Below are 13241 nucleotides of genomic sequence, written 5' to 3'. Positions count from 1 at the left end.
AGTTTGAGGGGATGGTGCGGTCAAGAGGACTCGAACCTCCACGGTATTGCTACCACTGGCACCTGAAGCCAGCGCGTCTGCCAATTCCGCCACGACCGCATATTCAATTGTTCCTTGACTTGACTCTCTTCCCCTGGAGAGTTATGGTCGACACACCAGCCGCGCCTATGTCGGCCGCGCTAAAGATTTCTTTAGCGGGGTACGCCAAACTTTTGAGGGAATTTCCGTGATTGGTGTGTCTTGCGCTTGTTTGGCGCGGTGGCCATTTCACAAGAACCCCAATCACCGTGCTGGCTGAGAGCCGATGTACGCGTTAAATTGTTGCCGCGCTAATGGCGCACCTACTAAGCATATTCAATTTTCCCCATAAACCATCACGGTGTAAATTGTGAATCATAGCCATCACGCAAAAGCCCTCCAATCAATGGAGGGCTGTCATTTTTGTTTTGGTGGAGATTAGGGGGATCGAACCCCTGACCTCATCGCTGCCAGCGATGCGCTCTCCCAGCTGAGCTAAATCCCCAAATATTTCCATTTAAGGAATTTGTTACAAACTGTTATTAATTTCACTTTTGGGTAGTGAACTCGGCTAACGCGTTCTCCCAGCTGAGCTAAATCCCCAAACGTTCGTTCACGATTCGTGACGACAAGATTGATAATAGCACAGCGAATGGGGGACTGTCAACGTGACGATCAGAATTTGGCTAATTTCACGCGGCAGGCGCGCCCCGTCAGAGGGGGCCCGCCATCCCGTCCGCTCGCCTGCCATCCTTCTTATATGCCGTGCTTGTTGATCAGCGAATTCAACTCTTTAAGGAACATGTTGATGTCCTTGAACTGGCGGTACACCGACGCGAAACGGACGTAGGCGACTTCGTCGACCGCATACAGCTGTTCCATGAGCAATTCGCCGATAACGCGGCTCTCGATCTCGGGATTGGCGGTATTGCGCAGTTCCCTCTCTACATTAGAGACGATGACTTCGAGCTGCTCGATCGAGACCGGACGCTTCTCGCAGGAGCGCAGCAGACCCCGCAGCACTTTGTCGCGGCTGAACTCTTCGCGGCCGCCGTCTTTTTTGATGACGATCAGCGGCGTCTCCTCGACCATCTCGAACGTCGTGAACCGGCGGCTGCACTGCTCGCATTCGCGGCGGCGGCGGATCGACTTGTTGTCGTTGGCCGGCCGGGAGTCCAGCACCTTCGTTCCGTTGTAGTCGCAGAATGGGCACTTCACTTTCTTCTCAACCTCCCTCATGATTGGGACCAGCCTTGCTTGTCCCGTTCAAATTTTCCCATGTCTTCCCTTACATGATCTTTGAATTCGTGCACATAATACTTGTACCAACCGCAAGGAGGTGAACAACATGGGTGCAGGATCCCGCAGCAGTAACCAGCTGGTCGTCCCTCAAGCTTTCGGAGCGCTGGACCAACTGAAATATGAAGTGGCTCAAGAACTCGGTATCGCCCTGCCGCAAGACGGTTACTATGGCAACATGGTAACTCGCGACACTGGCCATATCGGGGGCCAAATCACGAAGCGTCTGGTTCAGATCGCCGAGCAGCAACTTGCCGGTCAATCCAGGTAATGAATCGCATTCAATAAAGAGAAGGTCTTGAAGCCCAACCGCTTCAAGGCTTTCTTCTTTAACGCGAGAAACGATTATAAGTTCCGATGAACCTGCTTGTACTTATTATAAAAGTAAAGAACCCGCTGAACGTACCGTTTCGTCTCTCCGTACGGGATGTCCTCCAGCTTATCCTCGTCTCCGTCCCACACCTTGCCGTCGACCCACTGTTTCACTTTGCCCGGCCCGGCATTGTAGGCTGCGAGCGACAACGCCAGATTGCCGCCGAACTGTTTGAGCAAGCTCTGCAAGTACCAGGTCCCGACCTGGATGCCCGCGTTGGGGTCGTGGCTGACGTCGTCGATCGTAATCGAATTCATTTCTTCGTTTTTCATGATCCATTCCGCCGTATCGGGCATCACCTGCATGATTCCGAGAGCCCCTTTGGGCGATACGGCATCCGGCTTGAAATTCGATTCGACCCGGATGATCGACGCGATAAGCAGCGGATCGAGACGGTATATTTCTGCGTTTTTCTTGATTTCCTCTTTATAGTAAATCGGATAGATCGTTCTGCCAAGCCACTCCGACTGAACGAACAACAATCCGACCACGACGAGGAGCAGCAGCAAGACGACCCGTTTGCGAATTTTTTTCGGTTTTCGCTTCATACCGGCAAACCTTTGTCCCGAAGAAGAAGGTCGATCTGTTCCGCCGTTCGTTCCACGCCGAAGCTGTTGTCGATGACCCGATCGGCGAGACGCTTCTTCTCCTCGATGTCCATTTGGGCCGCCAGCCTTCGCTCGGCATCCTCCCGGGAGAGCCCGTCCCGCTTCATCAGCCGCTCAAGCTGCACGGTCCGGGGGACATAAACGACGACCACTTGTTCAAAATAGGACTGAAGCGAAGATTCGAACAGCAGCGGAACGTCGACGACGACCAGCCTGTCCGGCCGCTCGTTTTGCAGCGCGTCCATCCGCGCGCGCATCCGGGTCCGAATGGCGGGGTGAGTGATCGCCTCCAGCGCTCTCCGCTCGTTCTCGTCCGCGAACACGATCTCTCCCAGCTTGCGCCGGTTGAGCGTGCCATCCTCCTGCAGAACGGCTTGTCCGAACCGTTCCGCGATCTGCGACAAAGGAGCCTGCCCGGGCTCCACGATCTCCCGGGCAATCACGTCCAGATCCACCAGCGCCGCCCCCCGCTCCGTGAACAGGCGGCTGACGGTGCTCTTGCCGGTGGCGATCCCTCCGGTCAATCCGATATTCATACGCGAGGCACCTCGTTTTTCTTCTATAACAACCTCATGATTCCCATTAAGATCAAGATAATGCCGGGAAGTACCGACAGGCGGTGAACCCAGCGCAGGCCGGCGACGACAAAGCCGACTCTCATGCCGAGCCACAGGAACATTCCGCTGGCGCAAGCGATCAGCACCGCCGTCAGAATCGGCGGGAAGCCGACCAGCGCCGCTCCGATCCCCGCGCCGAAGGCGTCCAGCGACAGCGCGATGCCAAGAAGCAGCGCCTCTCCGGCGGTGATGATACCCGACCGGTCGACGTCGGCGACGGACGGCGTGCGCAAGATCTGAATGATGATGCCCGCACGGCGAATCTCCAGCGTGAACAGCGCCTGCTTCTGCGCGGGCCGCATCGCAGGCTTCGGCCGGCGGGAAGCGCCTGCTTCCGCTTGATCCTCTTTCTCCCGATTGCGAAAAAACTGAATCAAAGCCCAAATGCCGATGCCGATCAGCAAGTAAGCTCCGACGGACGACGCTCCCTTGGGCGACAGCCACTTGGCCAGCACCTGGCCTACCATCATCGAGACGAGAATGACCGTGCCGGAGCAGAGAGAGATGATGGCGGCCGAGAGCAGCGGGATCCGGATCTTGCGCAAGCCGTAGGAGATGCCGACCCCGAATCCGTCCAGACTGACAGCCATCGATAGCAAGATCAACGAAAAAAAACTGTGAGGCTGCATGCTCTTCCTCCCGCATAGGCGAAACATCGCCGACGCGCGCCCGCTTCAAAAGGGCGAGGCGTATCGGCTCTCGTTCATCCTATGCAGGCGGGAGGGCGAATGCCCCCTCCTTTACGAATCCGCCGCGCCCGTTCCGTCCAGACGGCGCTTCACGGCGTGGCCGCGCGGTGCGCGGTCTTCCCGGACCGTCTTGGCCCGGCTGCCCTTGGGAGGCTTCTGGCAGCGAAGGCAGACGTGGGTGCCCCTGCCCCCGACCGTCGATTTGACGATCGGGCTCCCGCAGGTGCCGCACGGCTCCCCGGTACGCCCGTATGCTTTAAGCTTATGCTGGAACATGCCCATTTCGCCCTGTCCGTTCACATAAGATTTAATCGAGGACCCCCCGGCTTCCACCGCGGACCGCAGCGTGGCGACGATCGCCGCATGAAGCCGGTCTTTCTCCGCGCGCGTAAGCGTATCGGCCTCGCGCTCCGGATGCACGCCGGCCGCGTGAAGCGCCTCGTCGACATAAATATTGCCGAGTCCGACGATGACTTCCTGGTTGAGAAGCAGCGGCTTGATCTTCGTCGTTCTCTTCCCGAGGGCCGCCCGGAACGCATCCGGAGTAAACGCCTCGTCCAGCGGCTCCGCCCCCAGCTTGCGCAGCGGCGCGGAGATCAGGTCCTCTCCCGGGACGAACAGATGCATCGTTCCGAACTGGCGAACGTCTTTATATCTCAATGCGGTACCGTCGGTAAAATGAAAAATGACGTGCGTGTGCTTCTCCACCGGCTCGTCCTCGCGGTACATTCCGTACCGGCCTTCCATGCGCAAATGCGAGACGAGCACGAGCCCGTCCAGCATAAGCCGGAGGAACTTGCCCCGGCGCTCGGCGCCGGTGAACGTCCGGCCTTCCAACAACGCGGCGAACGCTTCCGGATCGTCCGGCTTCTGAATGATCCGGGGAAGTCGAACCGAGACCTTCCCGATCGTCTTTCCGGTAATCAGTTCGTTTAACGTGCGGCGCACCGTCTCGACTTCCGGCAACTCCGGCATTGTACGAATTCCCTCCATTCGGTGCGGGCTTCTCCCATTATATCGGATCAAAACGGCCTGAACCACCCGGGTTCAGGCCGCAATCTCTCTATGTCCCGCCGATTGCCTCGTATGAATTATTTCGCCTCGTACCAGTTGGTTCCGACGCTGACGTCCGCCTTGAGCGGCACGCTCAGCGGGAACGCCCGGGCCATCGTCTCGGGCACGAGCGCAGCCATCGTCTCGACCTCGTCCGGCGGCACCTCGAACACCAATTCGTCGTGCACCTGCAGCAGCATGCGGCTGCGGAGGCCGAGCTCCTTCAGCTTCTCGTCCATCCGAACCATCGCGAGCTTGATGATGTCGGCCGCCGTTCCCTGGATCGGCGTGTTCATCGCCGTCCGCTCGGCGAAGGAGCGAAGGTTGAAGTTCGAGGCACGAATATCCGGCAAGTATCTCCGCCGCCCCATCAGCGTCGTGACGTAGCCGTCCTCTCTCGCTTGCGCGACGATGTCGTCCATGTACTTGCGCACGCCGGGAAACGCCGCGAAGTATTGTTCGATGAACTCGGCCGCTTCGCGCCGGGTGATGTGCAGGTTCTGCGACAGCCCGTAGTCGCTGATGCCGTAGACGATGCCGAAGTTGACCGCCTTCGCCTGGCGCCTCATGCCCGCGTCCACCTGGTCCGCCTGAACGCCGAACACGTCCATCGCCGTCTTCGTATGAACGTCCATCTCCTGGCGGAACGCCTCGACGAGGCCTTCGTCGCCGGAGATATGAGCCAGCACGCGCAGCTCGATCTGCGAATAGTCCGCCGCGACGATGCGCCAGTCCGGCTCCGACGGCACGAACGCCTTCCGGATCCGGCGCCCTTCCTCCAGCCGGATCGGAATGTTCTGGAGGTTCGGGTACTGGCTGCTCAGCCGCCCCGTCGCCGCGATCGTCTGGCGGTAATACGTATGGATCTTGCCGTCCTCGGGCCGGATCTCCTTAAGCAGCCCTTCGATATAGGTGGACTGCAGCTTCGTCAGCGTCCGGTAGTGCAGGATCAGCCGCACGATCTCATGGAACGGCTCCAGCTTCTCCAGCACTTCCGCGTCGGTGGAATAGCCGGTCTTCGTCTTCTTGACGACCGGCAGGCCGAGCTTCTCGAACAGCACGTCGCCCAGCTGCTTGGTGGAGCCGATGTTGAACTCGAAGCCCGCGAGCCGGTGAATCTCGCCGACGATCCGCTCGATCTCGCCTTGGAACTCTTGTCCGAGCTCCGCCAAGGATTGCGACCGGACGTCGATCCCCTGCTTCTCCATGCCGGCGAGGATCAGCGACAGCGGCTGCTCCAGCTCGTAATACAGCGAGCGCATGCCCGCCCGGTCCAGTTCCTCCGCCAGCGGACCGGCCAAGCGGCGGACGGCGTCGGCTTTCGCCGCCAGATGCGCCGCCAGCGCCTCCCGCTCCGGCACGCGGAACTTCGCGCCCTTGCCGTAGACCGCATCGTCGAAGGCGATCGGCGCCAGGCCCTGCCGCTGCAGCAGCCCGGCGAGCGACGGATTCGCCTCCGTCGGATCGAGCAGGTACGCGGCCAGCTGCACGTCGAACGCGTGCCCGCGCAGCTCATAGCCCGAACGCGCCAGCGCCAGTTCGGCGCCGTGCAGGTCGTAGCCGCGCTTCGGCGCCTCGCCGTCGGCGAGCCACTCGCGCAGCCGCGCGGCCTCGTCCCCCGCCAGCGCCTCGTGCGGGACGGCGAACACCCGGCCGCCGGCGGCGATCGCCAGGCCGATTCCCAAGCTCTGGTGCGGATTGTCTCCGCTCCACTCGATCAATACGGACTCGGCGGCCGGAAGCGCCTCGTTCAGCGCGGCCCATTCCCGCTCGGCCCCCGGACCGGCCCAGACGACCTCGTAATCGGCCGCCGCCTTCGCCTCTTCCCCAACGTGCGACCCGGCGCCGGACAAGTCGAGCCGTTCGATCAGAGACTTGAACTCCAGCTTGCGGAAGGCGGCCGCCAGCTCCGCGGCCTCATAGCCTTCCCAGCGCAGCTCGTCCCACGTCCGCTCGACCGGCACCTCCCGGAAGATCGTCGCCAGCTGCTTGCTCATTCGCGCATCCTCTTGATGAGCCCGCACGTTCTCGCCCAGCTTGCCTTTGATTTCGCCCGCATGCTCGAGCACGCTTTCGACCGTACCGTATTCGGCAAGCAGCTTCAGCGCCGTCTTCTCCCCGACCCCGGCAATGCCGGGAATGTTGTCGGAAGCGTCGCCCATGAGCCCCTTCAGGTCGATGATCTGCTGCGGCGCCAGGCCGTATTTCTCGGCGATGGCCTCCGGCGTGAACCGGTCCACCTCGCTCACGCCTTTGCGGGTCAGCAGCACCGTTACCCGGTCGCTGGCCAATTGCAGCATATCCTTGTCGCCCGAGACGATGACGGCCGTCTGCCCTTGCTCTTCCGCCAGCCGCGTCCACGTTCCGATAATATCGTCCGCTTCGTACCCGCTCAGCTCGAACTGCTTGATCGAGAAAGAGTGCAGCAGTTCCTTGAGCAGCGGGAATTGCTCCGACAGCTCCGGCGGCGTCTTCTGCCGCCCGCCCTTGTATTCGCTGTAGCCTTCGTGCCGGAACGTCGCCTTCCCGGCATCGAACGCGACGAGCAAGTGCGTCGGCTTCTCCTCTTCGATGACCTTTAGCAGCATGGTCGTAAAGCCGAATACCGCGTTTGTATGCAAGCCGGTGCTGTTCGTTAGCGGCGGCATCGCGTAAAAAGCCCGGTTCACGATGCTGTTCCCGTCGATCAATAGCACTTTCTGCTTCTCGGTTCCCATGTCGCCTCCACTTGTCCGCGCGATTGTCCGCGCCCGGTCTTCCTCCCCGCCCCCGTACGTGCCGGGGCGGACATTCTTATCTTCCATCATACCATAAACCGCGGGCCCGCGGCGACGCCGGAAGAGGAGGAGAGACTGCCAATCGCAGGAACCGGGGAATGCCTCGAATCCAAAAAACGGCTCACCCCATGGGCAAGCCGTTCCGCGCCGCATCCGCTCCGTACTCTCCCGGCCTTCCGAGCAAGTAGCCCTGGCCGAAATCGACGCCCATCGTCCGCAGCATCCGAAGCTCCTGCGGGCGCTCGATCCCTTCCGCCACGGTGCGGATATCCATTCTTTTGGCGAAACGGACGAACGTCCGAAGCATCTGCTTCTTCATCTCGTCCCCGTCCGCGTTCTGAACGAGCGACTTGTCCACCTTGATATAATCGGGCCGCAGCTCCACGATCGCCTGCAAGGAAGAATAGCCGGCTCCCGCGTCGTCGATGGCGATCTCGTAGCCTTGTTCCCGGTAATGCCGCAAAATCTTCTTGGCTTCCCCGAAGTCGTCGATCGAGCTGCGTTCCGTCAGCTCCAGCACCACCTGTCCCTGCCGCAGACCGCGCCGGCGCAGCCATTGCGCCGTCTGGCCCGAGACGAACCGGGGGTCTTTCATGATGCCCATCGTCACGTTGATGAAAATTTTCTGCGCCGTATTCAACGTCGGAACGCCGTCGATCGCTTTCTCGCGGGCCAGCCGGTCGAGCGCGTACGCGTAACCGTTCTTCTCCGCGAAGCCGAACAACGCCAGCGGGCCGTCGAACAGACTGTCCGCCGGGCACCGAGTCAGCGCTTCGTAGCCGAACACTTCGCCCGCCCCCAGGCGGACGATGGGCTGATAGACGCTGCGGATGCTTCTCTCGCGGAGCAGGCGCTCCATCTCTATGCGCTGCGGCTCATCGTCCCCGTCCCGCGCAACGACCGACTGCCGCAGCCGCCAGATTGCCTGAACCGCCGCCTCGTACATCGCATCCTTGATCGACGCCGGGCACCCCGGGCCCCTTTTCAATACCGCGTATCCGAAGCCCTCGCCGTCATTCGTTCCCGAAGATACGTCGTTTCCGTCGCCGCTCGGTTTCCCCCGGGCGAGCAGCACGTGCCGCAATTTCCGTCCCGCATCCCTGAGCACGTCGTCCGCGAGCCCCTCCGCCGCCGGGACTTCCGCGCAAACCCACAAATGCCCGGCCACCTCCGCGCCCAGCCACAGCTTCGCGTCGGCCGCGCCGTTCTGCGCAAGCCAATCGTTCCAGATCCGGGGGGGACCGTTCTCCCGGTAGGGACTCCCGTCCAGTTCAAGGCAGATCAGGCCCAGCGCTCCGCCGTCTCCACCGTTTCCGAACAGCTCCGCGGCGCGTTCCGTAAGCCGGCTCCAGCCGCCGCTCTCCAACCAGGTTCCCATCATGATGACTTCACTCCAACCGTTATGGATGATTTGCCCCCGCTTTCGCCGGGTTCGCGCAGCATTTCCCAGACCAGGGCGCTTCCGGTCTGCCGTTTGGCCTCTTTCTTGAGCAGGGCGGCCCGCTCCGCCAGCAGCTCGGGCGTCCATCCGTCCGTCCGCTCGCAGAGCAGCAGCGAGAGGGACAGAGACAAGCCGCCGTCGGCGGTGGGAAGCCCGTCCCGGTCCAGAACGGGACCGGTGTCTCTTCCGCCGTAGGTTCCGATTCCCCGGTCGAACCGCTTCAGCAGCTCCGAGCAAAGCGAAACCGACTGCAAGCCGGGAAGCAGCGCGATAAAATCGTCGCCGCCGATGTGGCCGACGAATCCACCTTCTTCCGGCGTAAGCGTCCGAACCGCCGACACGATCGTCTCGCCCGTATACCGGATGACCTCGTCTCCCTGCCGGAAGCCGTACCGGTCGTTATACCATTTGAAGCGGTTCAGGTCCGCGTACAGGACGGAGAACGGCCGCCCCTCTCCGATTCTCCGGCTAAGCTCCCGGTGGATCGGCTCGTTGCCGGGCAATCCCGTGAGCGGGTTCGCTCCCCTTGCATCCTTGATATTCCGCCGGGTGACCCATTCGAGCAGCGAACGGATCGAGACGAGGCCCGCCGTCAATCCCGCCCGCGTGACGATAACCGCGTCGTACAGCTTGTCCGGCTCGCGGGCCATGGCCATTCGCGACACCAGCTCGACCGGCGTCCCTTCGTCCATGATCAAGGGCTGCTTGTCCATTACTCCGGCAACGGGCCGCTTCCAGTAGAGCGCAGGACCGAATTGGCCGGACATCAGCTGGTGAAGCTTCTCCTTCATGATGAGCCCGACGGGGCGGCCTTCTTCGGCGATGGCGAATCCCTGGGCGTCGCGTCGCCTCTCGAACTGCCGGACAATGTCCGAGATCGGGGTATCGCTCGGGAACGTCTCGGCCGTCACCGCCAATTCCGAGAGCGCCCCCGCCTCGCTCCGGTACCGCTCGGCCGTCTCGCGGCGGATGCGGTCCCGCACATCCGGACGAACGCCGCCCGGCCGTTCTTCCGCCGGCCCCAGCCAGCTTCCTTGGCCGTAGCCGATCCCGCTCGCCGCCAGAACGCCCAATTGAGACTCGCCGGAGACGCCGTCGGCGATCAGCACGATCTGTTCGTCCCGGGCCAATCCCGCGATCGCTCCGAGCAGCGCCTCGTCCGCCAGCGCCGCCGCCTTGCGGACTCTGCCCGACTCCTCTCTCTTGCCCGCCGCCGTCTCGGCATCCGGGCGCTCGTCCCCGGACCAGCCCACGTCCACCCGGGCGTAGTCCGGATGCAGTTCCAGCAGCCGGCGCAGCGAATTCCGCCGAGGAACGACGCCGGCGAGCGCGATTCGGAAACCGGCGGCGCGGAAGCCGAGCAAGGCGTCGCGCCGCCTTTCCTCCGTCTCCGGATCGGCCGCTTCTTCGTCCGAGAGGGTCAGCACGACGTTTCCCGGGGTCAGACCCGCTTCCCCGCTGAGCCGCAGCAGCGCTTCCGGCGAGAGCTCCTCTTCGGCGTCGCGGGCTTGAGAGGAAGGCCGGGGCAGCGGAGCCATAAGCTTCGCCCGTCCTTTCTTCACCGCTTCCGGCAGTCCCCCCAGAACTGCCTCCCAGAAGGCAACGGGATCCGGCTCGCGCTTCCCTTCGGCGGTGCCCGCCCTCGCCGCTTCCGCCGAACCGGACGGCCTTTCCGGCACCGCCTCGTAGCCGAACGCCGAACCGTCGAGCAGCGACACGACGGGACGGTAGCGAACGGCGGCGCCGAGGGCCGGCGCCGCATCTCCATGGACATGCCCGTCACGTTCCATGGCCGTTTCCTCCGATCCACATTATCTTCGCGCATCCGCCCGAACGGCGGACGGCGCAGGACAAAGATCCTATCGGTATCCATAACCATACTCTCTTCTTGTGAAGGCAGATGCGGATTCGTGTTAACCGTATGTAAACTGATCGGGTCTTTGGTCCTATTTTACAAAATTCGACATTCGATCTAAAGAGTCCGAAGACCTACTCAAAGAAAGGTTCAAGATGCGCGAACAGCCGAAGCCGTTACCGGCTCCGGCTGCATGCCGAGCTGTCCGCTCACTGATTCAAGTCCGGCCGATTGCCGACGACGAGAAACACGACGCTCTCGCCGATGTTCGTCGCATGATCGGCAATCCGCTCGATATACCGCCCGACGAAGCTGAGCAGCATCGCCTGGCCGACGATCTTCGGATTCTCCGCCATCAGGAGGAACATCTCGTGCATCAGCTGCGAGTAGAGCGCATCCACCTGATCGTCGTCCTTGGCCATCTTGTAGGCCAGATCGACGTTCTCGTCGACGTAGGACCGGATCGACTCCACGATCATCGTCCGCGAGATCGCCGCCATGCGGGGCAGGTCGAGCAGCGGCTTGAACAGCGTCTGCCCTTCCAGCCGCAGCACGACTTTGGCGACGTCTACCGACAGATCGCCCATCCGTTCCAAGTCGGAAGAAATTTTGAGCGCCACGAGAATGCGGCGAAGATCCTTGGCGACCGGCTGTTGGGTCGCGATCAGCTTGGCGCCGAGATCGGCGATCCGCTCCTCGATCTGGTTCAGCTCGGGATCTCCTTTCACGATCTCCCGCGCTTCGCTCGCGTTCATCGACTCCAGCGCGTCCATCGCTCCGGCCAGCGCCCGTTCGACGCGCTCGCCCATCTCCACCAGCATCTTCTGCAGCTGTTCCAGTCCGATATCGAAATCCCGTCTCGTCACCATTCGCTTCTCCCGCTCTCCTTTAGTGGTCAGGTGAAAAAAGCGGCGCCCCTTGCATGCGCCGAATCCGCCTTGCGCATTCGATTTCAGCTTGCGTCAGCCGAATCTTCCCGAAATATAATCTTCCGTGCGCTGATCCTTCGGCGAGGAGAACAGCGCCTGCGTATCGGCCGCTTCGACCACTTCGCCGTTCAGGAAAAACACGGTCCGGTCCGAGATACGAGCCGCTTGGTGCATGTTGTGAGTGACCATCACGATCGTATAATCCTTGCACAGCTCGCGCGTCAGCTCCTCGATCTTCGTCGTCGAGATCGGGTCGAGCGCGGACGTCGATTCGTCCATGAGCAGCACGTCCGGCTCGACCGCCAGCGCCCTCGCGATGCACAGCCGCTGCTGCTGGCCCCCGGACAGGCTCATCGCCGACTTTTTCAGCACGTCCTTCACTTCGTTCCAGAGCGACGCCGATCGCAGGCTTTTCTCCACCAGTGCGTCCAGGTCTGCCTTCTTCGTCTTCCCGTGCAGCCGGGGACCGTAAGCGACGTTGTCGTAGATCGACTTGGGGAACGGATTCGGCTGTTGGAACACCATGCCGACCCGCTTGCGAAGCTCCTCGATCTGCATATCCTGCGCATAGATGTTCCGCCCCTGAATCTCGACCTTGCCTTCGATGCGCACGCCGGCGATCGCGTCGTTCATTCGGTTCAACGTTCGAAGCAGCGTCGACTTGCCGCAGCCGGACGGGCCGATGAACGCCGTCACGCTGCGCTCCGGCACCGACAGATTGACATGGCGAAGCGCCTGGAACGAACCGTAGTACAACTCCAGGTTCTCGATTTCGATCATGTTCGTTTTCCCTCCCGCGTTCTTCGCCCCGGCGCTTAGCCGAATCGGCCGGACAAGTAATCGTCCGTCGACTTGCGGCTCGGGTTGGTAAACATCTTCTGCGTATCGTCGTACTCCACCAGATCACCGAGGAAAAAGAACGCCGTCCGGTCCGAGATTCGCGCCGCCTGCTGCATGTTATGCGTCACGATGACGATCGAGTATTCTTTCTTCAGCTCGCCGATCAGTTCCTCGATCTTCGCGGTCGACACCGGATCGAGCGCCGACGCCGGTTCGTCCATGAGCAGAATGCGAGGCTTGACCGCCAGCGAACGGGCGATGCAAAGCCGCTGCTGCTGGCCTCCCGAGAGCGCCAGTCCCGACTGGTCCAGCCGGTCTTTCACTTCGTCCCAGAGCGCCGTCTTGCGCAGGCAGTCCTCGACGATCCGGTCCAGCTCCTTCCGGCCGCGAATGCCGTGATAGCGCGGACCGAAGGCGATATTCTCGTAGATCGATTTATGAAAAGGGTTCGGACGCTGCCAGACCATGCCGATCTTCTGGCGCAGGCTGACGACGTCGGTGGCGGGATCGCAAATGTTCTGTCCGCCGATCCATACTTCCCCTTCGATGCGGCAGCCGGCGATGAGATCGTTCATCCGGTTCAGCGAGCGCAGGAACGTCGACTTGCCGCAGCCGGACGGGCCGATGAGCGCCACCACCTGGCGATCGGGGAAGTCCATGCTGATCTTCTTGACCGCCTGCTTCTCCCCGTAGTAGACCGACAGATCCTTCGTATAAAAAGCTTGCTCGTTCATGGTTCCCC

At 61.7% G+C, this 13241-nt stretch carries 12 protein-coding genes and 2 tRNA genes; 1 reads left to right on the top strand and 13 read right to left on the bottom strand.

All coding sequences use genetic code 11. The features are described 5' to 3' along the window. Positions 1 to 12 precede the first annotated feature (12 nt). From H7C18_RS17230 to nrdR, 3 genes are all read right to left on the bottom strand, one after another. Positions 13 to 99: transfer RNA gene (locus H7C18_RS17230), tRNA-Leu, on the bottom strand. A 348-nt stretch (positions 100 to 447) separates the two neighbouring features. Then, positions 448 to 523: transfer RNA gene (locus H7C18_RS17225), tRNA-Ala, on the bottom strand. A gap of 251 nt (positions 524 to 774) precedes the next feature. Further along, a complete protein-coding gene (gene nrdR, locus H7C18_RS17220; protein WP_185130329.1) occupies positions 775 to 1236 on the bottom strand; it encodes a transcriptional regulator NrdR in 462 nt (153 codons plus the stop codon). Positions 1237 to 1366: 130 nt separating this feature from the next. On the opposite strand from nrdR, the gene H7C18_RS17215 reads away from it, so the two are divergent. Continuing rightward, positions 1367 to 1588, top strand: coding sequence for an alpha/beta-type small acid-soluble spore protein (locus tag H7C18_RS17215; protein WP_185130328.1), 222 nt, complete (start codon positions 1367 to 1369; stop codon positions 1586 to 1588). A 74-nt stretch (positions 1589 to 1662) separates the two neighbouring features. On the opposite strand, the gene H7C18_RS17210 is transcribed toward H7C18_RS17215, so the two are convergent. From H7C18_RS17210 to pstB (H7C18_RS17165), 10 genes are all read right to left on the bottom strand, one after another. Next, a complete protein-coding gene (locus H7C18_RS17210; protein ID WP_185130327.1) occupies positions 1663 to 2238 on the bottom strand; it encodes a lytic transglycosylase domain-containing protein in 576 nt (191 codons plus the stop codon). Next, entirely contained in the window at positions 2235 to 2834 is a 600-nt protein-coding gene (gene coaE / locus H7C18_RS17205) for a dephospho-CoA kinase (RefSeq protein WP_185130326.1), read from the bottom strand. Before coaE ends, H7C18_RS17210 begins: the two co-directional genes overlap by 4 nt. Positions 2835 to 2857: 23 nt before the next feature. After that, the gene (gene ytaF / locus H7C18_RS17200; protein ID WP_185130325.1) at positions 2858 to 3544 is read right to left on the bottom strand and encodes a sporulation membrane protein YtaF; all 687 of its coding nucleotides are present in this window, start codon (positions 3542 to 3544) and stop codon (positions 2858 to 2860) included. Between the two features lie 111 nt (positions 3545 to 3655). Next, a complete protein-coding gene (gene mutM, locus H7C18_RS17195) occupies positions 3656 to 4579 on the bottom strand; it encodes a DNA-formamidopyrimidine glycosylase (protein WP_185130324.1) in 924 nt (307 codons plus the stop codon). A 116-nt stretch (positions 4580 to 4695) separates the two neighbouring features. Next, the gene (polA, locus tag H7C18_RS17190) at positions 4696 to 7374 is read right to left on the bottom strand and encodes a DNA polymerase I (RefSeq protein WP_185130323.1); all 2679 of its coding nucleotides are present in this window, start codon (positions 7372 to 7374) and stop codon (positions 4696 to 4698) included. A gap of 181 nt (positions 7375 to 7555) precedes the next feature. After that, positions 7556 to 8815, bottom strand: coding sequence for an EAL domain-containing protein (locus H7C18_RS17185; RefSeq protein ID WP_185130322.1), 1260 nt, complete (start codon positions 8813 to 8815; stop codon positions 7556 to 7558). Then, the gene (locus H7C18_RS17180; RefSeq protein ID WP_185130321.1) at positions 8812 to 10665 is read right to left on the bottom strand and encodes a diguanylate cyclase domain-containing protein; all 1854 of its coding nucleotides are present in this window, start codon (positions 10663 to 10665) and stop codon (positions 8812 to 8814) included. Before H7C18_RS17180 ends, H7C18_RS17185 begins: the two co-directional genes overlap by 4 nt. Before the next feature lie 274 nt (positions 10666 to 10939). Next, a complete protein-coding gene (gene phoU, locus H7C18_RS17175) occupies positions 10940 to 11599 on the bottom strand; it encodes a phosphate signaling complex protein PhoU (RefSeq protein ID WP_185130320.1) in 660 nt (219 codons plus the stop codon). Between the two features lie 93 nt (positions 11600 to 11692). Then, positions 11693 to 12439, bottom strand: a complete 747-nt coding sequence (gene pstB / locus H7C18_RS17170; RefSeq protein WP_185130319.1) for a phosphate ABC transporter ATP-binding protein PstB — start codon at positions 12437 to 12439, stop codon at positions 11693 to 11695. 35 nt (positions 12440 to 12474) lie between these two features. After that, on the bottom strand, positions 12475 to 13233 hold the full coding sequence (pstB, locus tag H7C18_RS17165; protein WP_185130318.1) for a phosphate ABC transporter ATP-binding protein PstB: 759 nt from the start codon (positions 13231 to 13233) through the stop codon (positions 12475 to 12477). Positions 13234 to 13241 lie beyond the last annotated feature (8 nt).

The organism is Cohnella zeiphila (assembly GCF_014212055.1).
Lineage (GTDB): Bacteria > Bacillota > Bacilli > Paenibacillales > Paenibacillaceae > Cohnella > Cohnella zeiphila.
This window is presented reverse-complemented; position numbering and strand designations above follow the sequence as displayed.